This is a genomic window from Allosphingosinicella indica (genome assembly GCF_900177405.1).
Taxonomy (GTDB): domain Bacteria; phylum Pseudomonadota; class Alphaproteobacteria; order Sphingomonadales; family Sphingomonadaceae; genus Allosphingosinicella; species Allosphingosinicella indica.
The window spans coordinates 2431197-2453789 of sequence record NZ_LT840185.1; the positions used below are offsets into that span (position 1 = coordinate 2431197).

A 22593-nucleotide genomic window follows, 5' to 3' on the forward strand; every position below is an offset into this window, starting at 1 on the left:
CGTCATGCTGAACTCGTTTAAGCATCCATCCCGGTGACGATCGCGACCGTCTCCGACATGGGCCCTGAAACAAGTTCAGGGTGACGGCCTCAAGGCGCTCAGGCCGGTTCGAGCACCTTCTGCACGACCTCGTCCGCGAGCTTGCCGTTGAGCTCGGCCAAATGGTCGAAGCTCGCGGTGTAGCTGGCAAGGCCCTGGCTCAGCGAGCGCAGCTCGGCGTCGAGGCCCTGCAGTTCGGATTCGGGAAGCAGCGCCTCGATCCGGTCCCAGCGCGACCAACCCTCGCGCGGCCCCATGCCGAGCATCTGGCCGCGGCGGCTGGCGATAGCGGAGGTGACGCGAGACGTGGCATTGCCTGGCGTCATCACGACGATCTTGTGCACCGGCTCCAGCAGATGCGGCGCGGCGGCGGCGAGCGCTTCGCTCATCGCGATCCGGCCCGCGGTGCGGAACGCGATCTCCGAACTGTCGACGCTGTGATAGCTGCCGTCGGTGAGCGTCACCGCGACGTCGACGACCGGAAAGCCAAGCGGACCCTTGGCCATGGCGTCCTTGACGCCTGCCTCGATCGCCGGGAACCACTGCCTGGGGACGACGCCGCCGCTGATCGTCTCGCGGAAGGTGAACCCGGCGCCGCGCTCTTGTGGGGCGACCTCGATCACTACGTCGCCGAACTGGCCGTGGCCGCCCGACTGCTTCTTGTGCCGCCCGCGCTGGCTGACGGACTTGCGGATCGATTCCTTGTATCCGATCGCGCACGGCCGCGAGCGGACGTCGACGCCATAGCGGCGTTTCATCCGCGCGAGCGCGACGCCCAAATGCTCGTCGCTCATGCCGCGCAGGCGCGTTTCGTGCAGTGCCTCGTCCTGCTCCCAGCTCAGCAGGGGGTCTTCCTCGGCGAGCTTGTGGAGCGCGCTGGAGAGGCGGACGTCATCCTTGCGGTCGCGCGTCTCGATGGCGAGAACGTGGTTGGCGGCGGGGCGGTCATTGTCGGGGAGCGAACCGCCGTGCCCCAGCCATTCGCCGGCGCCGACGCCCTCAATCTTGGCCAAGGCGACGACCGCGCCCTCTTCGGCCTTGGGAAGCTTCGCGGTCTTCTCCCCCTGCATTGCGAGCATCGTCCCGATCCGTACCGGATCGCCATCGGGACCCTTCGTCTCGCTGCCCTCGGCGAGATCGCCGCCGAGCACGCGGGCGAGCGCGAGGCGCCCGACCGCGCTGCCGTGCGAGACCTTGAAGACTATCGCCGCGGGCCCCTCGACGCCCAGACGGGCCGCGGTGTCGGCAGGGGTGGGGGCCTCGTGGCGGAGCGCCTTCAGCAGCCGCCGGACGCCGAAGCCGCTGGTCGCGGCGCCGAACAGCACCGGCACGCCGAGATTCCCACGCGTCTCGCGCGCCAGATCGGCGAGCACGGTCGGGAGATCGGGCGTTTCGTCCATCAGCAATTGCTCGAGCAGCGCATCGTCATGGTCGGCGAGCTGTTCGAGCATGTGGAAGCGGTCCGACTTCTCGCGGTCGGCGAGGTCGGCGGGGATTTCGGTGCGCTCGGAGGGCTTGCCGGGGACGTAGTGGAAGGCGCGCTCCAGCGCGAGATCGACGAAGCCGCTGATCTTGTCGCCGTCGCGGATCGGGATCTGGCGCGCGATCAGCGGCGAGGCGCTCATCGGCTGCAACGCCTCGAGCAGGGCGCGGATGCTGCCGCGTGCCTGATCCACCTTGTTGACGAAGATGGCGTGGGGAACGCCGAGCGCTTCCAACTGCCGCAACGTCGGCTCGGCGAGCAGCGCGCGATCCTCCTCGGGATCGACGACGACGATGGCGAGATCGGCGGCCGCCACGGCGAGCGCGCCGTCGGCCGAGAAGCCGATCGATCCGGGACAATCGACCAAAGCGAAGCGATCGCCGAGAAATTCGAAGTGCATCAGGTTGAGCTCGGTCGATCCGCCGCGCGCGCGCGCCTCGGCGCTCGCATCGCCGACGGAACTGCCCGCCGCCACCGATCCGTGCCGGTCGATCGCGCCCGCGGCGTGGAGCAGCGCTTCGGCGAGGCTCGTCTTTCCCGCGCCGCCGGGTCCGACGAGCGCAACGACTCTGGTGCCTTGGGTTGTTCCGGGCATGTGCCTCTCCTCTCCGTCGCAAGGGGCGGAGCGCCCGCGGGGAGGGGCGCTCGCGCGCCGAAACACCCACCGTCTGCCTATCCGCCGCGAATCGCAAGGGGGGCGGTGGCGGAGCGTTTCGGAACGCAGGCGGCACGATGCGCGTTGGGGCGAGCGGTGGTCTTGAGGATCACCCTGTAACGAGGACCAAGGGGATGAAGAGGTTCGGCAACTGGTCGATCGCGGCGGCGCTGGCGATCGTTGGCGCGGGTCTAGGCGTGCATCTCGGCAATGGCGCATCGAGCCATGTCGGCGCCGCGCGCGCGGAAAGTAGCGCGCCAACTTACGCGAGCCTCGTCCCCAATCCCAAGGCGGGCGTCGCCGATTCCTATGCGCTTCAGGCCAGCACCGCCGGCGAATATGATTATGGCAGCGGCTGTCCGCGCTGCACGGTGGTCGGCCGTGATGTCGTGGGCCGCGATTATGTGATCGACGCCGCCTATGAGGCGCCCGCTTTCGACGGTTACGAAGCTGCCAGCATCGGCGCACAGGACGGCTATCGCACCGTCGAAGCATCGCCATCGGCAGAACCCGCGCCCGAGATCGCCGCCGTTGCGCGCTACGCCGGCTATCCGATCACCGAGCCGGAGGTTGCGGTGCCGACCATCGAGGAGCCCGCGACACCGCTCTACTGAGCTTGTCGCGCCGCTTGCCCGCTTGACCGCACGGGCTTACATCGCCGCGGATGACATCGACCAACGACATCCGCCGCGCATTTCTCGACTATTTTGCCAGGACCGGCCACCGCATCGTGCCGTCCGCGCCGCTGGTGCCGCAGAATGATCCGACGCTGATGTTCGTCAACGCCGGGATGGTGCCGTTCAAGAACGTCTTCACCGGGCTCGAGACGCGGCCTTATTCGACCGCGGTGAGCGCGCAGAAATGCGTGCGCGCGGGTGGCAAGCACAATGATCTCGACAATGTCGGCTATACGGCGCGGCACCACACTTTCTTCGAGATGCTCGGCAATTTTTCGTTCGGCGACTATTTCAAGGATCAGGCGATCCATCACGCCTGGACGCTGCTGACCAAGGAATGGGGCCTGCCGGCCGAGAAGTTGACCGCCACCGTCTACCACACCGACGACGAGGCGTTCGATCTCTGGAAGAAGATTGCGGGCCTGCCCGAAAGCCGCATCATCCGCATCCCCACTAAGGACAATTTCTGGGCAATGGGCGACAGCGGCCCGTGTGGGCCGTGCTCGGAAATCTTCTACGATCATGGCGACCATATCCCCGGTGGGCCGCCGGGAAGCCCGGATGAGGACGGCGACCGCTTCGTCGAAATCTGGAATCTCGTTTTCATGCAATATGAGCAGGAAAACAACGAGATCATCCGCAATCTTCCCAAGCCTTCTATCGACACCGGCATGGGGCTGGAGCGCCTTGCCGCGGTGCTGCAGGGCGTCCATGACAATTATGACACCGACACGTTCAAGGCGCTGATCGCCGCCTCTGGCGAGTTGACCAAGACCGCGACGACCGGCGACAGGCAGGCGAGCCACCGCGTGATCGCCGATCACTTGCGCGCCTCGGGCTTTCTCGTCGCCGACGGCATCCTGCCGGCCAACGAGGGCAGGGGCTATGTGCTCCGCCGCATCATGCGCCGCGCGATGCGGCACGCGCATCTGCTGGGCGCGAGCGAGCCGCTGATGTACCGGCTGGTGCCGAGCTTGGTCGCCGAGATGGGCGCCGCCTATCCCGAGCTCGTCCGCGCGCAGCCGCTCATCACCGAGACCCTGAAGCTGGAAGAAACCCGCTTCCGGCAGACGCTCGACAAGGGACTGAAGCTGCTCGACGAGGCGACGGCGGAGATGGGCGCGGGCGATACGCTGGCGGGCGCGACCGCCTTCAAGCTCTACGACACCTACGGTTTCCCTTACGATTTGACCGAAGATGCGCTCCGCGCGCAGGGCTTCGGCGTCGATCGTGCCGGTTTCGACGCGGCGATGGCCGAGCAGAAGGCCGCGGCGCGCGCCGCCTGGAAGGGATCGGGCGACAAGGCTTCGGACGATCTGTGGTTCGACCTCGCCGAGGAGAAGGGCGGCACCGACTTCACCGGCTATGCCTCCGAGGAAGGCGAGGGCGAGGTGATCGCGCTGGTCAAGGACGGCGCCCGCGTCGATCGCGCGGCGGCGGGCGAAACGGTCGATATCGTCGTCAACCAGACGCCCTTCTACGGAGAGAGCGGCGGGCAGGTCGGCGATGCGGGTATCGTCAGCAACGACAATGGCTTGCGCGCCGAAGTCGAGGACACGCAGAAGCATCTCGGCCGCATCTTCGCGCATCGTGCGCGGATCGCGGAAGGCGCGATCGCGGTGGGCGATGCGGTCCATCTCACCGTCGACCGGACGCGACGGAGCGCGATCCGCGCCAACCATAGCGCGACGCACCTTCTTCACGCAGCGCTCCGCGAGCGGCTCGGCCTCCATGTCGCGCAGAAGGGGAGCTTGGTGGCGCCCGAGCGCCTGCGTTTCGACTTCTCACAGCCCGTTGCGGTCGAACCAGAACGGATGTCCGAGATCGAGGCCGACGTAAACCGCCACATCCGCGAGAATGGCGCGGTCTCGACGCGGCTGATGACGCCCGAGGACGCGATCGCGGAGGGCGCGATGGCGCTGTTCGGCGAGAAATATGGCGACGAAGTGCGCGTCGTCTCGATGGGGACGAGCGGCGAGGGCATCTATTCGGTCGAGCTGTGCGGCGGCACCCACGTCAACGCGCTCGGCGACATCGGTCTGTTCAAGGTGATCGGCGAAAGTGCGGTATCGTCCGGCGTCCGCCGCATCGAGGCGTTGACCGGCGAGGCCGCGCGCCAGTGGCTGGCATCGCGCGACGAGAAACTGCGTGAGGCTGCGCAGGTGTTGAAGGCCGCGCCCGACGAGGTGCCCGCGCGTGTCGCCGCCCTAGTCGAGGATCGCAGGCGGCTGGAGCGCGAGCTTGCCGAGGCGAAGAAGGCGCTGGCGCTTGGCGGCGGCAGTGGCGCGGCCCCCGCGGCGGCGGAGCAGATCGCGGGCGTCGCGTTCGAAGGCCGCGTGCTCGACGGTTTCGAAGCCAAGGGCTTGCGCGGCGCTGTGGACGAGGCCAAGCAGCGGCTCGGCTCCGGCGTGGCGGCGCTGGTTGCGGTCAACGACGGCCGCGCGACGGTGGCGGTCGGTGTCAGCGACGATCTCGCCGCGCGGTTCAATGCGGTCGATCTGATCAGGGCCGCCGTCGCGGCGGTCGGCGGGCAGGGCGGTGGCGGCCGGCCGGACATGGCACAGGGTGGTGGGCCGGACGGTGCGAAGGCCGATGCCGCGCTGGACGCGGTGCGCAAGGCGCTGGCTGGCGAGAACGTTACCGCCTGACCCTCAGCCGCTTTCCGATTTCGCTTCGCGCAGCGTCCGCCGCTTAAGCTTGGGCGGCTCGGCGAGTTCGCCCATTTCCATGATTTCGGCGCGCTGCTCGGCGCGCTTTTCGTGGATCGAGGCGATCACCGGACCCATTGCGATGCCCAGATCGACGAGCACGGCTTCCGATAGCTGGAGCGAGGATTCGAGCGTCTCGGGCACCGCGTCGCTCGCCCCGGCGCGGTAGAGCGCGGCGGCGTGGGTGGCGTCGCGCGCGCGGGCGACGATGGCAAGATCAGGGCAATAGCCGCGCACCTTCTTGACGATGCGCAGCGCCAGCACGGGATTGTCCATCGTCAGGATGAGCGCGCTGGCATGGCCGAGCCTCAGATTATCGACCAGTTCGGGCCGGGCGATATCGCCGAAGATGATCGGGAAACCCTCGCGCCGCGCGGCACGCACCGCATCGATGTTGGATTCGACCGCGACATAGGGTTTGCCGTGCATGGTGAGCATTTCCGCGACCAGCCGCCCGACGCGGCCGAAGCCGATGATGACGGCGCGCTGCTCGCCATCGTCGCCGACAGTGAAGTCGGGCACGGGTTCCTGCGTCCGTGCCTCCATCCGTCGCGCGACGTCTTGGCCGATCCGCGCGAGCAGCGGGGTGATGGTGAGGCCGACGGCGGTGACGATCTGCCAGAAGGCCGCGGTTTCGGGGCGGATGAGCTGTGCTGCGGCGGCCGTGGCGAGGACGATCAGCGTGGTCTCGGACGGAGAGGCCATCAGCACCCCCGTTTCCGCCGCCACGGCCCGGCCTGCGCCGGAGAGGCGGAGGAGGACCCCCGTCACCATCGCTTTCACCACCACCACGCCGACCAGCGCCAGCAGCAGCGCCTGCCAGTTGGCCGCGATGAGCCTGAGATCGAGACTCATGCCGACGGTGATCAGGAAGATACCGAGCGCGAGGCCGCGGAACGGCGCGGTGATAATCTCCACCTGATCGTGATATTCGGTCTCGGCGATGAGCACGCCGGCGACGATCGCGCCGACGATGGGCGAGAGGCCGGCGGCGCTCGTCGCGAGACTGGCGATGATGACGACGAGCAGGCTTGCGGCGAGGAACAGCTCTGGGCTCTTGGTGCGCGCCGCCTGCGCGAAGAGCGGCGGCAGGAGCTTGCGTCCGAGGAACAGCATCGCGGCGATGGTGAGGCTGCCGATGACGAGCGTCTGTGCGAGACCCTCCCAGCCTTCCTGCTGTGCGAACGGCGCCATTGCGCCGAGCAGGAAGATGATCGGTACGATCGCCAGATCCTCGAACAGCAGCATGCCGAGCGCGGCACGGCCGACGGGGCTGCTGGTGCCGACCAGCGGCAGTACGAGAGCGGTGGAGGAGAGGGCGAGCGCCAGCCCCAGCCCGATCGATCCGCCCCAGCTTTGCCCGACGAAATGGATGCCGATGCCGATCAGTGCGGCGGAGAGCAAAAGCTCGGCGGCGCCGACGCCGAACACCAGCTTCCGCATCGACCAAAGGCGGGCGAAGGACAGCTCGAGGCCGATCGCAAACAGCAGCAGGATGATCCCGAATTCGGCGAACGGCTCGATCGCCTCGCGATTGGTGATCGTGAAATAATGGAGCCAGGGATAATCGCCGCTGAGCGCGCCGAGCCCGGCGGGGCCGACCAGCATGCCAATTAGGATGAAGCCGATCACTGGCGTGATGCGGAAGCGCGCGAAGGTCGGAATAACAATGCCTGCCGCGCCGAGGATGATCAGCGCATCTTCGAAACCGCTGGTGGCAAATTCGCTGGACATCGACATGCCGCTACTTAGGCAACATCGGCAAGCCTTGTCAGCCCTGCGCGGCGGCGGAATGAATGTTCGCGCGTTTGCGGTGCATCTGTGACAGGAGGCAGCATATGGCGAAGACGCTCAAGCCCGGCGACACCGTTGCGTGGAACACCAGCCAGGGCAAGACCCGCGGCACGGTCGTCAAGAAGCAGACCAGCCCGACCAGGATCAAAGGACATGACGTCAAGGCGTCGAAGGACAATCCGGAGTATATCGTGAAAAGCGCGAAGAGCGGCGCAAAGGCGGCGCACAAGCCGGAGGCGCTGACCAAGACATGACCCGATCGATCGTCATCGTCGGCGGCGGGCCGGCCGGGATGATGGCGGGGCTTCTGTTCGCGCGTGCCGGCGTGCCGGTGACGGTGCTGGAGAAGCATGGCGATTTCCTGCGCGATTTCCGCGGCGACACCGTCCACCCCTCCACGCTGGAGCTGTTCCACGAGCTGGGGTTGATCGACGATCTGCTCGCCCGTCCGCACGCGCGCGCCGAGACGCTGACCGGCGTCATCGCGGGCGAGGAGGTGACGATCGCCGATTTCCGCCGACTCGATACGCCGTGCCGCTTCATCGCGCTGATGCCGCAATGGGAGTTTCTCGATTGCGTCGCCGATGCGGCACGGCGCTATCCGGCCTTCACGCTGCGGATGAATGCAGAGGCGACCGGGCTGATCGAGACGAACGGCCGCATCGCAGGTGTGCGCTATCGGGCCGATGAACGGGAGCAGGAGCTGGCCGCCGATCTCGTCATCGCGGCGGATGGGCGGCGATCGGTGCTGCGGGAGGCGGGGGCGCTGCCACTGGAGGATCTCGGCGCGCCGATGGACGTGCTGTGGTTCCGGCTTTTGAAGGCGCCGACGCCCGACAACCGCACCACCGGCATGTTCGATCCCGGGCGCCTGCTCGTGCTCATCGATCGCGGCGATTACTGGCAGTGCGCCTTCGTCATCCCCAAGGGGTCGGCGGAGGAGATCCGCGCGCAGGGGATCGACGCCTTCCGCAAGCGCATCGCCGCGGCACGCCCCGACGTGGCCGATGCGGTGGGCGAGATCGCGGACTGGGATCAGGTCAAACTGCTGTCGGTGTCGCTCGACCGGCTCACGCGCTGGGGCCGCCCCGGGCTCCTCGCGATCGGCGACGCTGCGCATGCCATGTCGCCGGTCGGCGGGGTCGGCATCAATCTTGCGATCCAGGATGCGGTCGCCGCCGCGAACATCCTCGCCGCTCCGGCTGCGGGCGGCGACGATCTCGATCCATTGCTCGAGCGCGTCCAGCGCCGCCGGCTGTTCCCGACGCGCGTAATCCAGCGCATCCAGAAGATCGCGCATGACCTGGTCATCGGCCCGACGTTGGCCGACGCGCAGCCGTTCGACGGGCTGCCCTTGCCGGTGCGGCTGTTGCAGCGCTTCCCCACGCTGCGCGCCATTCCCGCCCGCATCGTCGGCCTCGGCGTCCGGCGGGAGCATGTGCGCTCGCCGGACGCCGGGCAGATGCGGCACTAAGGCGCGGGGCTCAGCCCGCCATCGCCGTTTCGAGGTTCTCGCGGATCGCCTCGAAGAACTGCTCGGTCGTCATCCAGCTCTGCTCGGGGCCGATCAGGATCGCGAGATCCTTGGTCATCTTGCCCTGTTCGACGGTTTCGATGCAGACGCGCTCCAGCGTCTCGGCGAAGCGCGTCACCTCGGGCGTGTCGTCCAGCTTGCCGCGGAACTTGAGCCCGCCGGTCCAGGCGAAGATCGAGGCGATCGGGTTGGTCGAGGTCGCCTTGCCCTGCTCGTGCATGCGATAGTGGCGGGTGACGGTGCCGTGCGCAGCCTCCGCCTCGACGGTCTTACCATCCGGCGTCATCAGCACCGAGGTCATGAGCCCGAGGCTGCCGAAGCCCTGAGCGACCGTGTCGGACTGGACGTCGCCGTCGTAATTCTTGCAGGCCCAGACGAACTTGCCGCTCCACTTCAGCGCGCTCGCGACCATGTCGTCGATCAGACGATGCTCATATACGATCTTCGCTTCGGCGAACTTGTCCTTGAACTCAGCCTCATAGACTTCCTGGAAGATGTCCTTGAAGCGGCCGTCATAGGCCTTGAGGATGGTGTTCTTGGTCGAGAGATAGACCGGCCACTTGCGCTGCAGCCCGTAATTCATCGAAGCGCGGGCGAAGTCGCGGATCGATTCATCGAGATTGTACATGCCCATCGCGACGCCGGAGGACGGGAAGTCGAACACCTCCTCCTCGATCCGCTCGCCATTTTCGCCTTCCCAGGAGATTTTGAGCTTGCCGGGGCCGGGCACGCGGAAGTCGGTCGCCTTATACTGATCGCCGAAGGCATGGCGGCCGACGACGATCGGGTCGGTCCAACCGGGAACGAGCCGCGGCACGTTGTCGATCACGATCGGCTCGCGGAAGACGACGCCGCCCAGAATGTTGCGGATCGTGCCGTTGGGCGATTTCCACATCTTCTTGAGGCCGAATTCCTCGACGCGGGCCTCGTCCGGCGTGATCGTCGCGCATTTGACGCCGACGCCATGCTGTTTGATCGCATTGGCGGCCTCGACCGTCACCTTGTCGTCGGTCGCGTCGCGATTCTCGATCGACAGGTCGTAATATTTGAGATCGACATCGAGATAGGGGAGGATCAGCCGCTCGCGGATCCACTGCCAGATGATCCGGGTCATCTCATCGCCGTCGAGTTCGACGACCGGGTTCTTCACTTTGATCTTGGCCATGGCGCGCGTGCGTCCCCTTGCTGGTCTGATGCGTTGGGAAGGGCGTGTAGGCGGCGGCGGGGCGGCGATCAACCGGCGAGGTTGCCCCGCCTCGCGGCGCCGCATAAGGGATGGCCATGACCTCGCTCGAAAAGCCGAACGACATCCTCACCCCCACCGTCCGCTACCGGATGCCGAGCGTGCACCCGGAAGGGCGCAAGTTCGTGGTGATCTCCGCCGCGATCTGCCTGCTCTTCGCGCTGCTCGCCTGGGAGACGCTGGCATGGCCGATGGCGGGCATCACCCTCTGGGTCGCCGCCTTCTTCCGCGATCCGATCCGCACGACACCGAAAGGCGATGGCCTGATCGTCGCGCCGGCGGACGGCATGATCACCACCATCTCCGACGTCCCCGCGCCGCGCGAGCTGGTCGGCGAGGGCGGTTTGGACGAAGGTACCTACACCCGCGTTTCGATCTTCATGTCGGTGTTCGACGTCCACATTAATCGCTCGCCGATTGCCGGCGAGATCAAGCGCGTCGTCTATATCTCGGGCAAGTTCCTCAACGCCGATCTCGACAAGGCGAGCGAGGAAAATGAGCGGCAGCACATTCTCGTCGAAAGCTCCGGCGGCCTGAAGATCGGCTTCACGCAGATCGCGGGGCTTGTCGCGCGGCGGATCGTCCCGTGGGTCAAGCCCGGCGATCTCGTGGCGTCGGGCCAGCGCGTCGGCCTCATCCGCTTCGGCAGTCGCGTCGATGTATTCCTTCCCGTCGGCACCGCGCCGATGGTGTTGCTCGGCCAGCGTACGGTGGCCGGCGAGACGGTCATCGCCCGCGTCGGGCAGGCGCAGCCGATCGAGGGCGTGAGCCAGTGAGGCTGCTGTGAGGCCGGCAATCCGCCGCCCGCGCGGCATCCCCTTGCGCGCGCTCGTCCCCAATGCGGTCACGGCGCTGGCGCTTTGCTCGGGGCTTACCGGCATTCGTTTCGCAGTCGACGGCAATTGGGAGCGGGCGCTCGCCTTCGTCATCATCGCCGCGGTGCTCGACGGTATGGACGGCCGGATCGCGCGGATGCTCAACGGCCAGAGCAAGTTCGGCGCCGAGCTGGATTCACTGAGCGACGTGATCGCGTTCGGCGTCGCGCCGGCGATCATCCTCTATCTCTGGGCGCTGCACGACCTGCCCAAATTCGGCTGGATGTTCGCGCTCGCCCATGCGGTGTGCGCGGCGCTGCGGCTGGCGCGCTTCAACGCCAATATCGACGTCGAGGACCAACCCCATAAATCTGCGGGCTTTTTGACCGGAGTGCCCGCACCCGCGGGGGCAGGGCTGACGTTCCTTCCGATCTATCTCTGGATCGTGACGCGCGAAGACATCTTCCGCGACCCGCTGCTGATCGCGCCGTGGACCGCGCTCATTGCCTTCCTGATGATCTCGAACATCGCGACCTTCTCATGGACATCGCTGCGCCTCCGCCGCGGGGTGCGGCTGTGGGCGCTGGTAGTGATCGCTCTGGTCGGTGGTGCCTTGCTGTCCGAACCGTGGGTGACGCTGGCGTTCGCAGCCATCGTCTACGCCGCGCTGATCCCGGTGAGCTTCCTCAGCTACGGCAAGGTCAAGCGGCTGCGCGCAGCGGCTGGGCTGAAACCAGCGGCAACCCCGCCGGACGAGACGCCCGCGGGCTGACCTGAATGCGCCGGATGCGGACGCGACGCTGCGGCAGCCATTCGCCGGCCAGCGCGAGCAGGATCGCGTTGGCTCCCTGGCGGAGAAGCGCCGCCGTCATCAGCAGCGCAACGGCGAACAGGGTCGAAAAAAGCAAGCCTGAGAGGAGAATGCCCACAGCTTATCCCCTTGGTTATCCACAATAGCGCGCAACGCCGCGGGATTCGGTTCGCTCCATCCAAGCGCCCACGGATGATCGCAATTGCGCCAGACCGTGCCGCGCAAGGGGTTGATTTGAGGGGCATCGGCCGCTAAGCGCGCCGCCATTCCACATGCGGAGCCATCATACCGGTGGTTGGGCAACCAGCTTCTCGGCTCCGCAGAGGTATAACCGGAAGGAGAAACATCATGGCGTCCAACGACGTCTCCATGCAGCAATTGCTCGAGGCCGGAGCGCATTTCGGCCACCAGACCCATCGCTGGAACCCGAAGATGAAGCCGTACATCTTCGGCGATCGCAACGGGGTTCATATCATCGATCTGTCGCAGACCGTGCCGCTCTTCGCGCGCGCGCTCGATTTCGTCCGCCAGATTTCGGCGAGCGGCGGCAAGGTGCTGTTCGTCGGGACGAAGCGCCAGGCGCAGGATCCGATCGCGGAAGCCGCGCGCCGCTCCGGCCAGCATTTCGTCAACCACCGCTGGCTGGGCGGCATGCTCACCAACTGGAAGACGATCTCCAATTCGATCAAGCGCTTCAAGAGCCTTGAGGAGCAGCTTTCGGGTGACACGCACGGCCTCACCAAGAAGGAAGTGCTGCAGCTCACCCGCGAGCGCGACAAGCTGGAGCTTTCGCTCGGCGGCATCCGCGACATGGGCGGCATCCCGGACGTGATGTTCGTGATCGACGCCAACAAGGAAGAGCTGGCGATCAAGGAAGCCAACACGCTCGGCATCCCGGTCGTCGCGATCCTCGATACCAACGTCAGCCCGCAGGGCATCGCCTTCCCGGTTCCGGGTAACGACGATGCCAGCCGTGCGATCCGCCTCTACTGCGATGCGATCGCCGATGCGGCCACCGCCGGCAAGCAGGGCGGCCAAGCCGCCCGCGGCGTCGACGTCGGCGCGATGGCCGAGCCGCCGGTCGAAGCCGCGCTCGCGGAGTAATGGCTGTTCCCCGGCGAACGCCGGGGTCCAGTCTCTCCCTGTTTGCTGGGCTCCGGCGTTCGCCGGGGAACGATAGAAGGAACTTATAATGGCCGAGATCACCGCAGCCGCCGTCAAGGAACTGCGCGAGCGCACCGGCGCCGGCATGATGGATTGCAAGAAGGCGCTCAACGAGACGAACGGCGACATGGAAGCTGCCATCGACTGGCTGCGTACCAAGGGCCTCGCCGCCGCCGCCAAGAAGGCGGGCCGCCAGGCCGCCGAGGGCCTGATCGGCGTCGCCGTCGAAGGCACCCGCGGCGCGGCCGTCGAGGTCAATTCGGAGACCGACTTCGTCGCCAAGAACGAACAGTTCCAGACGTTCGTCCGCGGCGTTGCCGAGCTTGCGCTCAAGAATGGCGCCGACACCGACGCGCTGCTCAAGGCCGGCTGGCCCGAAGGCGGCACCGTCGAGGAGAAGCTGACCTCGAACATCGCCACCATCGGCGAGAACCAGTCGCTGCGCCGCGCTGCGGTGCTCGAAGTCGCCAACGGCGTGGTCGTGCCCTACGTCCACAACGCCGCTGCGGCCGGCCTCGGCAAGATCGGCGTGCTGGTCGCGCTGGAAGGCGATGCCGACAAGGGTGCGATGGAAGCGCTCGGCAAGCAGCTCGCGATGCACATCGCCGCCGCCAACCCGCTGGCGCTCAACGGCGAGGATCTCGATCCCGCGCTGATCGAGCGCGAGCGCGCGATTGCCTCCGAGAAGGCAGCGGAAAGCGGCAAGCCGGCCGACATCGTCTCCAAGATGGTCGACGGCGCGATGGCGAAGTACCGCAAGGAAAACGCGCTGATGAGCCAGCTCTTCGTCATGGATAACAAGACGAAGATCGAGGACGTCGTCGCGGCCGAGGCCAAGAAGGCCGGCGGCAGCATCGCGCTCAAAAACTATGTCCGCTTCCAGCTCGGCGAGGGTATCGAGAAGCAGACGAGCGACTTCGCCGCCGAAGTCGCCGCCGTGTCCGGCGTCAAGCAGGCCGAACCGACCAACTGACCGACATGAGCCTGCCCCTGCGGCGGATGCGGGACTTTCCCGCGCCTCTTCGCAGGTGGCAGGCTTGTCGCGCTTGGCAGCCCCCCGCTGCCCTACTAAGGTGCGCCGCTTCGCGCCTCATCGCCAGATCGGAACCGCACGCCTCATGCCGCGCCCACGCTTCAACCGCATCCTCCTGAAGCTTTCGGGAGAGGTGCTGATGGGGCCGGGGCAGTTCGGCATCGATCCCGATACGGTCGCCCGCGTCGCGCAGGAGATCAAGGACGCGAAGGCGGGGCACGAGCTCTGCCTGGTCGTCGGCGGCGGCAACATCTTCCGCGGGCTCGCCGGCGCCGCCAAGGGCTTCGATCGCGCGAGTGCCGATTATATGGGCATGCTCGCGACGGTGATGAACGCGCTGGCCATGCAGAATGCGCTCGAGAAGATCGGCGTCGATACCCGCGTCCAGTCGGCGATCCCGATGGCGACGGTGTCCGAGCCCTATATCCGCCGCCGCGCCGTGCGCCACATGGAGAAGGGGCGGGTGGTGATCTTCGCCGCCGGCACCGGCAATCCCTTCTTCACCACCGACACCGCCGCCGCGCTCCGCGCCGCCGAGATGGGCTGCGACGCTCTGTTCAAGGGCACGTCGGTCGACGGCGTCTACGATGCGGACCCCAAGAAGGTGCCCGATGCGCGCCGCTACGAGAGCGTCGGCTTTAACCGCGTCCTCGCCGACGACTTGAAGGTGATGGACGCGACCGCGATCGCGCTCTGCCGCGACAACAATATCCCGATCGTCGTCTTCAACATCCGCGAGCAGGGCAACCTTGCCCAGGTGCTCGGCGGCGAAGGCACCGCGACGATCGTATCGAACGAGGAGTGAGCGATGCCAGCCTATGACAAGTCCGATCTGCAGCGCCGCATGAGCGGTGCGGTCGACGCGTTGAAGCACGATCTCGCGGGCCTGCGCACCGGCCGTGCTTCCACGGCTCTGCTCGATCCGGTGACCGTCGAGGTCTATGGCGCCAACATGCCGCTCAACCAGGTCGCGACCGTCTCGGTGCCCGAGCCGCGCATGCTGTCGGTGCAGGTGTGGGACCGATCCAACGTCAATGCGGTGGAAAAGGCGATCCGCTCGGCGGGGCTCGGCCTCAACCCGATCAGCGAGGGGCAGAATATCCGCCTGCCGATCCCGGATCTGACCGAGGACCGCCGCAAGGAGCTCGCCAAGCTCGCCGGTCAATATGCCGAAAAGGCGCGCATCGCCGTCCGCAACGTCCGCCGCGATGGCATGGACGCGCTGAAGACCGACGAGAAGAAGAAGGAAATCAGCGAGGACGAGCACAAGAGGCTCGACACCGAGGTGCAGAAGCTGACCGACGATACGATCAAGGATATCGACGCGGCGGCTGGCTCCAAGGAAAAGGAAATCCTCCAGCAGTGAGCGCGAGCCCGGCCAGCGCCGAGCCGCCGCCCGCCAGTGGAGGCGGCGCGGTGCCGCGCCATGTCGCGATCATCATGGATGGCAACGGCCGCTGGGCAAAGGCGCGCGGGCTGCCGCGCGTCGCCGGGCATCGCGCGGGCGCCGAAGCGGCGCGCAAGGTGCTGCGCGCGGCCGGCGAGGCGGGCGTCGAGTGCCTGACGCTCTACGCCTTCTCCTCCGAGAACTGGCGTCGGCCCGAGGCCGAGATCAATGATCTCATGGGTTTGCTCAGACTTTACATCAAGAACGAGCTCGAAGCGCTTCATCGCGAAGGTATCAGGATCAAGGTGATAGGCGATCACTCGGCTTTCGCGCCGGATGTCGCCAAGCTGGTTGATACCGCCGTCGCCCGCACCGCCGGCAACAGCCGCATGACGCTGTGCGTGGCGCTCAACTACGGATCGCGTGCGGAAATCGTCCGCGCGGTTCAGCGTCTCGCGAGCGAAGCGATGGTGCCCGAGGCGATCGACGAAGCCGCGATCGACCGCGCGCTCGACACCGCCGATCTGCCGCCGCTCGATCTTCTCATCCGCACGTCTGGCGAGCACCGGTTGTCCAATTTCCTGCTCTGGCAGGCGGCTTATGCCGAGCTGCTGTTCACCGACACCCTGTGGCCCGACTTCGACGGTGAAGCGCTGCGCGCTGCGCTCGCCGATTTCGCCGGCCGCGAACGCCGTTTCGGCGGCTTATGAGCGAAGCCGAAACGCCGATTCCGGCCTCCGATCTGCCGGTCCGCTTCGCCATGGGCGTCGCGATGATCGCAGTCGCGGTTGCGGCCGTCTGGTTCGGCGGCTGGCCGTTCCGGCTGCTGGTCGTCACCGCGGCGGCGGTGATGATGATCGAGTGGGGTGACATGCACCGCGTCTCGCGCCGCAAATCGGCGGTCGCGGCGGTGCTGATGGCCTTGTTCCTGATCGTGGTGCCCGAACGGCTCTACCCGGCTGGGGAAATGGACGAAACGGTCGCCGCCGCGAGCTTCCTGCCGGTGTGGACGGGGTTCGGTGCGGCACTTGCCGCCGCGCTGCTCGCTGGGCTCTTCACCCGCCGCGTCATGATGGCGGGCGGCTTCCTGTACATCGCCTTGCCCTCGTTCGCGCTCATCGTGCTCGACTGGACCTGGGTCGCGATCACCTTCTGGGTGCTACTCGTTACCTGGGCGACTGATATCTTCGCTTATTTCGCCGGCCGGTCGATCGGCGGGCCGAAGCTCGCCCCGCGGCTGAGCCCGAACAAGACCTGGGCAGGTCTCGGCGGCGGCATGCTCGGTGCCGCCGTGATCGGATGGGCAGCAGCCGATTTCTTCGAGATGGGCGCGCCGTTCCTCTACGTCGGCGCGGCGATGGGCGCGATCGCGCAGGGCGGCGATCTCTATGAGAGCTGGATGAAGCGCCGCGCCGGGGTGAAGGACAGCGGTACGATTCTCCCCGGCCATGGCGGCGCGCTCGACCGGCTCGACGGCCTGCTGCCGGTGGTGCTGGCCACTCTGTTCATGCTGATGGCCGGTCTCTGGGCGGCGTGAGAAGCGTCACCATCCTCGGTGCGACGGGGTCGATCGGCCGCTCGACGCTCGACCTCATCGAGCGCAACCGCGACCGGCTCGAGGTGCTGGCGCTGACCGCGGCCAAGGATGTCGCGGGCCTCGCCGATGTCGCGCGGCGCACTGGCGCGAAGACCGCGGTGATCGCCGATCCGGCGCTGCTGGACGGCCTGCGCGAAGCCCTGGCCGGGAGCGGAGTCGAAGCCGCCGCCGGTCATGATGCGGTCTGCGACGCGGCCGCCGCGGGCGCCGACTGGACGATGGCGGCAATCGTCGGCACGGCCGGGCTCAAACCCGTGATGCGCGCGCTCGAAGGCGGCAAAACGGTCGCGCTGGCAAACAAGGAGGCTTTGGTCTCCGCGGGTGACGTCATGACGCAGGCCGCGTCGGCGCATGGCGCGACGCTGCTGCCAGTGGATTCGGAGCATAACGCGATCTTCCAATGCCTTGCGGGGGCTGCTCCACAATCGGTTCGCCGGATCACGCTGACGGCGAGCGGTGGCCCGTTCCGCACGCGGACGCTGGAGGAAATGCGCGGCATGACCCCGGCCGAGGCCGTCGCGCACCCCAATTGGTCGATGGGTGCCAAGATCTCGGTCGATTCGGCGACGTTGATGAACAAGGGGCTCGAACTGATCGAGGCGTTCCACCTGTTCCCGGTCGATGCCGGTCAGCTCGATGTCGTCGTCCACCCGCAATCGGTGATCCACAGCCTCGTCGAATATGTCGACGGGTCGGTCCTCGCCCAACTCGGCGCGCCGGACATGCGCATCCCCATCGCGCACACGCTCGCCTGGCCGGAGCGGATGGAGACGCCGTGCGAGCGGCTCGATCTCGCGCGCATCGGCCGGCTCGACTTCGAAACCCCCGATATGGAGCGTTTTCCTGCGCTGGCGCTGGCGCGGGAAGCGCTGGCAGCGGGCGGTGCGCGGCCGGCTATCCTCAACGCGGCCAATGAGATTGCGGTCGCGGCTTTCCTCGATGGCGCGATCGGCTTCCTTGATATCGCCACAATAGCGCGGCAAACGCTCGACCAGCTCGATCCCGCAGCACCCGGATCGATCGACGATGTGCTATCGATCGATCGGGATTCGCGCCGGATCGCCCAAGAAATCGTGCAAAGGCAGATGCATTGACCCTGGAAGGCCCCGGCTTCCTGCTCACCGTGCTGAGCTTCCTGCTCGTAATCGGGCCGCTCGTCTTCGTCCACGAGATGGGCCACTTCCTCGTCGGCCGCTATTTCGGCGTCCACGCCGAGACGTTTTCGATTGGCTTCGGCCGCGAGATTGCGGGCTGGACCGACAAACGCGGCACGCGCTGGAAGATCGGCTGGCTCCCGCTCGGCGGCTATGTCCGCTTCAAAGGCGATATGAACCCTGCGAGCCAACCCACTGCGGATTGGCTCGCTCTCCCCGCCGAAGAGCGCAACAAGACGTTCCAGGCCAAGCCAGTCTGGCAGCGTTTCCTGATCGTCGCTGCGGGGCCTGCGATCAACTTTGTCTTTGCTATCCTCATCTACATCGCGCTGTTCGGGAGCTTCGGCGAGCCGCGCACGCCGCCGGTGATCGCCGGTATCCAGGAAAACAGCGCCGCCGCTGCGGCCGGTTTTGAGCCAGGCGATCGCATCGTCGCGATCCAGGGCAGCCGCGTCGAGCGGTTCGAGGACATCCGCACCTATGTCAGCCTGCGCCCCGGCCAGCCGCTGACCTTCCTCGTCCAGCGCGAGGAGCGCCGGATCGAACTGACCGGCACGCCCGCCAGCCACGTGATGAGAGACCGGTTCGGCAACGAGGCCAAGATCGGCCTGCTCGGTATTGCGCCGGGCGCGCCGCAATTCATCTCGCTCGGGCCCATCGAAACCGTCGTGGCCTCGTTCCGCCATACTGCGGACACGCTCGACACGATGGTCACCGCGATTTGGCAGATCATCACCGGGCAGCGATCGGTCAAGGAAATGGCCGGACCAGTGAAGATGGCGCAGATCTCGGGTCAGCAGGCGAGTCTCGGCTGGCTCAATCTCATCGAGTTCATGGCGCTGATCTCGATTAATCTGGGATTCATCAACCTCTTGCCAATCCCGCTGCTCGACGGTGGGCATCTTCTCTTCTACACGATCGAGGCGGTGCGGCGGAAACCCTTGAAGCCGGAGGCGCAGGAATGGGCGTTTCGCACCGGGCTCGCCGCTCTTCTGGCTCTGATGATTTTCGTCACCCTCAACGACTTGTCGTCTTTGGGAGTGTGGAGACAGCTTGGCGGGTTGATCGGTTGACCATGTTGGGGCAGGGCTGCGGCCAGGGCAGGGGAACGCTGCCGGGCCACAGGGAGCCCGGCCAGGTTTCATAAGGGCGGGAACGCGTGACGTCATTCAAGGCAATTTCGAACAGGCCGCGCCTGTGCTCGGCGCTCCTCATGGGGACAATCCTGGGCGGCACGCCTGCGCTCGCGCAGCAAGCGGCGCCGGCCGCGCAGGCGCCTGCCGCAACCACCGCGACGCCGGTCGCCGTGCCACCGGTGGTCCAGCCCGGCGCGGGCACGATCCGGGGCCTTGCGGTCTCGGGCAACCAGCGGCTCGAGGCGGAGACGGTGCTCTCCTACACCGCACTGCGCCTGGGTGAGCCCTATACGCGCGAGCGGCTCGACGAGGCGCTGCGCGATCTTTACGCGACCGAGCTGTTCGCCGACGTGCAGATCCGCGACGATCAGGGCGCGCTTACCATCGAGGTGCGCGAGAACCCCGTCGTCAACCGCATCGTGCTCGAAGGCAACAAGCGGCTGAAGAGCGATAAGATTCAGCCGGAAATCCGCCTTTCGCCGCGCCAGATCTTCACCCGTTCCAAGGTCCGCGCGGATGTCGCGCGGATCATCGAGCTCTATCGCCGGCAGGGCCGCTTCGCCGCCAGCATCGAGCCGAAGACCGTCCAGCTCGATCAGAACCGCGTCGACGTTGTGTTCGAGATCGACGAGGGACCGAAATCGAAGGTCCGTCAGATCAACGTGCTCGGCAACGAGGCCTTCTCCGACGGCCGCCTGCGCGACGAGATGGCTACCAAGCAGGCGCGCCTCACCACTTTCTTCAGCTCGAACGATACCTACGATCCTGATCGCCTGGCGTTCGACCAGCAGAAGCTCAGGCAGTTCTACCTGACGCAGGGCTATGCCGATTTCCGCGTGATCTCGGCCGTCGCCGAGCTGACGCCCGACCGGCGCGACTTCATCATCACCTACGTGGTCGAGGAAGGGAAGCGCTACAAATTCGGCGACGTGAAGGTCGAGAGCGACATCCGCGACTTCAGCGGCGAGGCGCTCACCCGGAACCTGTCGATGAAGCAAGGCGATTGGTACGACGCCAAGAAGGTTGAGGACACGGTCACCAGCCTGACCGAATCGGCGGGCGTCTTCGGTTATGCGTTCGCGCAGGCCTCGCCCGAGTTCGATCGCGACCAGGAAGCGCTCACCATGTCGGTGACGTTCAAGTTGCAGGAAGCGCCGCGCGTTTATGTCGAGCGCGTCGATATCAACGGCAACACTAATACCCGCGACAAGGTGATCCGCCGCGAATTTCGCCTGGCGGAAGGCGATCCGTTCAACAGCATCCGCGTCAAGCGCTCGCGCGACCGCATCCAGTCGCTTGGTTTCTTCCAGGACAACCTGGAAATCCAGCAGCTTCCGGGTTCGTCGCCGGATCGTGTCGTACTGCAGACCAATCTCGAAGAGCGCGCCACCGGCGAGCTTCAGGTCTCCGCCGGTTTCTCGAGCCTCGAGCGGTTCTTGGTCAACCTGTCGGTGCGCCAGCGCAACTTCATGGGCAAAGGCCAGGAAGTCCGCGCCGGGGTCAATTATTCGACCTATTCGAAGTCGATCGAGCTGGGTTTCACCGAGCCTTACATTTTCGACAAGAATATCGCTGCGGGCGTCGACGTCTACCGCCGCGACTATTCCAGCTTCAACTTCATCAATAACCGCCGCAACACTACGTATAAGCAGACCCAGACCGGCGGTCAGCTCCGCGCCGGCGTGCCGCTGGGCGAATATCTGTCGCTCGCGCTTCGCTACGGCCTGAACTACGACCAGATCACGCTCGATCGCGACACTTTCTTTACCGATCCCGACGGGCCGAACGGACCGCTGCCGCTGGCCTGCGACCCGTTGCTCGCCGGACGCTATCTCTGCGACGCGATCGGCAATCGCATCACCTCCTCGATCGGCTATTCGCTGCTGTACGACACGCTCGACAACCGCGTCCGTCCGACGCGCGGCGAGCGCGCCGTGCTGAGCCAGGATTTCGCGGGCCTGGGCGGCGAGACCAAATATCTGCGCACCCGTCTCAACGCCGCCAAATATTGGCCGATCACCGAAAGCGGCTTCATCTTCTCGGTGAGCGGTGAAGGCGGCCACATCGTCAGCTTCGAAGACAGCCGCGGGCCGGGCATCGACAAGGTGCGCCTGACCGACCGCTTCTTCCTCGGCGAGCCGGATCTGCGCGGCTTCGACATCCGCGGCGTCGGCCCGCGCGTCCAGCGCCGCCGTTTCGACGAGAATGGCGTGCCGATCCCGGGCCGCGACGGCCTGATCGCCGACGACGCGCTCGGCGGCCGCTATTATTACCGCGCACGCGCAGAACTGGAGCTGCCGCTGGGTGCGACCGGCAAGGAGCTTGGCCTCCGTCCGTCGATCTTTGCCGACATCGGTGCGCTGTGGGGCATCACCCGCCCGCTGCCGACCGCCAATTTCCCGGACGTCAACGGCGACGGCATCCTCGAAGATCTGGTCATCCCGATCCTCAATTCGGCCGGCCAGCTCCAGTGTCTGTTCCCGGACGGAACGGTCGAGGGCATCCCGAACATTCCGGGCATCGTTTGCGCCACCGGCAGCCGGCTCGTCGCCAACACCATTCCGGCGTTCGACGAGCAGTTTCTTGGCAATTCGCCCAGCCCGCGCCTGTCGATCGGCTTCGGCGTCAACTGGAACTCGCCGTTCGGTCCGTTCAGGATCGATATAGCCCGCGCGTTGCTTAAGCAGCCGGGGGACGACACCAAACTGTTCACCTTCAACGTAGGGACCGCTTTCTGATGAACAAATTCGTGATCGGCGCGGCGCTCGCCGCGCTTGCGCTTCCGGCCGCCGCGCCGGCGCAGCGCCTCAATCCGGCCGTCGTCGCAGTCGTCGATATCGGCCGCGTTTTCTCCGAATGCACCGCCTGCAAGGCGGCGCAGACCCAGCTTCAGACCCAGCTCCAGTCGCTGCAGCAGCGCTCGCAGGCGCTTGGGGCTCCGCTGCAGACCGAAGCGCAGTCGATCGAGACCGCGGCGCGTGCGCTGAACGGTAAGGCGCCCGACGCCGCGTTGCAGCAGCGTGTGCAGGCTCTGCAGACCAAGCAGAACAGCGCGAACCAGGAGATCGCCCGCAGCGAGCAGACCTTCCGCTCGACGCAGGCGCATGTCGCGCAGCAGATCAACGCGCGCTTGACGCCGATCGTCAACCAGGTAATGCAGAGCCGCGGCGCCGCGATCGTCGTCGACAAGGGCGCGACGCTCGCCGCTTCGCCGTCGCTCGACGTCACCAACGACGTGCTGGCGCAGCTCAACCAGCAGCTCCCGAGCGTCAGCGTCACGCCGCTGCCGCAGCAAGCGCAGCCGCAGGCCCAGCAGCAGCCGCAGGGCCGCTGATGAGCGAGGGCGGCAGCGCGGCCGGAGCC

19 protein-coding genes are annotated in these 22593 nt (G+C 66.6%); 16 read left to right on the forward strand and 3 right to left on the reverse strand.

Annotated elements, in window-relative coordinates:
* Nucleotides 1-98: 98 nt before the first annotated feature.
* Entirely contained in the window at nucleotides 99-2117 is a 2019-nt protein-coding gene (locus B9N75_RS12055) for an elongation factor G (RefSeq protein ID WP_085219016.1), read from the reverse strand.
* A 194-nt stretch (nucleotides 2118-2311) separates the two neighbouring features.
* On the opposite strand from B9N75_RS12055, the gene B9N75_RS12060 reads away from it, so the two are divergent.
* Complete coding sequence (locus B9N75_RS12060) at nucleotides 2312-2791, forward strand: hypothetical protein (RefSeq protein ID WP_085219017.1); 480 nt, start codon at nucleotides 2312-2314, stop codon at nucleotides 2789-2791.
* 50 nt (nucleotides 2792-2841) lie between these two features.
* Nucleotides 2842-5502 carry an alanine--tRNA ligase gene (gene alaS, locus B9N75_RS12065; protein WP_085219018.1) on the forward strand — a complete coding sequence of 887 codons (2661 nt, stop codon included), beginning with the start codon at nucleotides 2842-2844 and terminating at the stop codon, nucleotides 5500-5502.
* 3 nt (nucleotides 5503-5505) lie between these two features.
* Here the strand turns inward: alaS and B9N75_RS12070 are convergent, their stop codons facing one another.
* Entirely contained in the window at nucleotides 5506-7296 is a 1791-nt protein-coding gene (locus B9N75_RS12070) for a cation:proton antiporter domain-containing protein (RefSeq protein ID WP_085219648.1), read from the reverse strand.
* A gap of 104 nt (nucleotides 7297-7400) precedes the next feature.
* On the opposite strand from B9N75_RS12070, the gene B9N75_RS12075 reads away from it, so the two are divergent.
* Entirely contained in the window at nucleotides 7401-7610 is a 210-nt protein-coding gene (locus tag B9N75_RS12075) for a hypervirulence associated TUDOR domain-containing protein (protein ID WP_085219019.1), read from the forward strand.
* Nucleotides 7607-8830 (forward strand): FAD-dependent oxidoreductase, encoded by a 1224-nt coding sequence (locus B9N75_RS12080; RefSeq protein WP_085219020.1) that lies wholly within the window; start codon nucleotides 7607-7609, stop codon nucleotides 8828-8830. Before B9N75_RS12075 ends, B9N75_RS12080 begins: the two co-directional genes overlap by 4 nt.
* A 10-nt stretch (nucleotides 8831-8840) precedes the next feature.
* Here the strand turns inward: B9N75_RS12080 and B9N75_RS12085 are convergent, their stop codons facing one another.
* Nucleotides 8841-10055 (reverse strand): NADP-dependent isocitrate dehydrogenase, encoded by a 1215-nt coding sequence (locus B9N75_RS12085; RefSeq protein WP_085219021.1) that lies wholly within the window; start codon nucleotides 10053-10055, stop codon nucleotides 8841-8843.
* A gap of 116 nt (nucleotides 10056-10171) precedes the next feature.
* Here B9N75_RS12085 and B9N75_RS12090 point away from each other — a divergent pair, with 116 nt between their 5' ends.
* The 12 genes from B9N75_RS12090 to B9N75_RS12145 all read left to right on the forward strand — a co-directional run bounded on the left by B9N75_RS12090 (nucleotide 10172) and on the right by B9N75_RS12145 (nucleotide 22564).
* Nucleotides 10172-10909, forward strand: coding sequence for a phosphatidylserine decarboxylase (locus tag B9N75_RS12090; RefSeq protein ID WP_085219650.1), 738 nt, complete (start codon nucleotides 10172-10174; stop codon nucleotides 10907-10909).
* Nucleotides 10910-10916: 7 nt separating this feature from the next.
* The gene (gene pssA, locus B9N75_RS12095) at nucleotides 10917-11720 is read left to right on the forward strand and encodes a CDP-diacylglycerol--serine O-phosphatidyltransferase (protein ID WP_157123822.1); all 804 of its coding nucleotides are present in this window, start codon (nucleotides 10917-10919) and stop codon (nucleotides 11718-11720) included.
* Nucleotides 11721-12107: 387 nt separating this feature from the next.
* The gene (gene rpsB, locus B9N75_RS12100; protein WP_085219022.1) at nucleotides 12108-12863 is read left to right on the forward strand and encodes a 30S ribosomal protein S2; all 756 of its coding nucleotides are present in this window, start codon (nucleotides 12108-12110) and stop codon (nucleotides 12861-12863) included.
* Between the two features lie 88 nt (nucleotides 12864-12951).
* The gene (gene tsf / locus B9N75_RS12105) at nucleotides 12952-13896 is read left to right on the forward strand and encodes a translation elongation factor Ts (RefSeq protein WP_085219023.1); all 945 of its coding nucleotides are present in this window, start codon (nucleotides 12952-12954) and stop codon (nucleotides 13894-13896) included.
* 145 nt (nucleotides 13897-14041) lie between these two features.
* Nucleotides 14042-14761: a UMP kinase gene (gene pyrH / locus B9N75_RS12110; RefSeq protein WP_085219655.1), complete on the forward strand. Its 720-nt coding sequence runs from the start codon at nucleotides 14042-14044 to the stop codon at nucleotides 14759-14761.
* Nucleotides 14762-14764: 3 nt separating this feature from the next.
* Nucleotides 14765-15322 (forward strand): ribosome recycling factor, encoded by a 558-nt coding sequence (gene frr, locus B9N75_RS12115; protein ID WP_085219024.1) that lies wholly within the window; start codon nucleotides 14765-14767, stop codon nucleotides 15320-15322.
* Nucleotides 15319-16053, forward strand: coding sequence for an isoprenyl transferase (locus tag B9N75_RS12120; protein WP_085219025.1), 735 nt, complete (start codon nucleotides 15319-15321; stop codon nucleotides 16051-16053). The genes frr and B9N75_RS12120 overlap by 4 nt, the downstream gene beginning before the upstream one ends.
* Entirely contained in the window at nucleotides 16050-16880 is an 831-nt protein-coding gene (locus B9N75_RS12125; RefSeq protein WP_085219026.1) for a phosphatidate cytidylyltransferase, read from the forward strand. Before B9N75_RS12120 ends, B9N75_RS12125 begins: the two co-directional genes overlap by 4 nt.
* Entirely contained in the window at nucleotides 16877-18034 is a 1158-nt protein-coding gene (locus tag B9N75_RS12130) for a 1-deoxy-D-xylulose-5-phosphate reductoisomerase (protein ID WP_085219027.1), read from the forward strand. The genes B9N75_RS12125 and B9N75_RS12130 overlap by 4 nt, the downstream gene beginning before the upstream one ends.
* Complete coding sequence (gene rseP / locus B9N75_RS12135) at nucleotides 18031-19167, forward strand: RIP metalloprotease RseP (RefSeq protein WP_085219028.1); 1137 nt, start codon at nucleotides 18031-18033, stop codon at nucleotides 19165-19167. Before B9N75_RS12130 ends, rseP begins: the two co-directional genes overlap by 4 nt.
* A gap of 140 nt (nucleotides 19168-19307) precedes the next feature.
* The gene (gene bamA / locus B9N75_RS12140) at nucleotides 19308-21968 is read left to right on the forward strand and encodes an outer membrane protein assembly factor BamA (protein WP_085219029.1); all 2661 of its coding nucleotides are present in this window, start codon (nucleotides 19308-19310) and stop codon (nucleotides 21966-21968) included.
* Nucleotides 21968-22564, forward strand: coding sequence for an OmpH family outer membrane protein (locus B9N75_RS12145; RefSeq protein ID WP_085219030.1), 597 nt, complete (start codon nucleotides 21968-21970; stop codon nucleotides 22562-22564). The genes bamA and B9N75_RS12145 overlap by 1 nt, the downstream gene beginning before the upstream one ends.
* Nucleotides 22565-22593 lie beyond the last annotated feature (29 nt).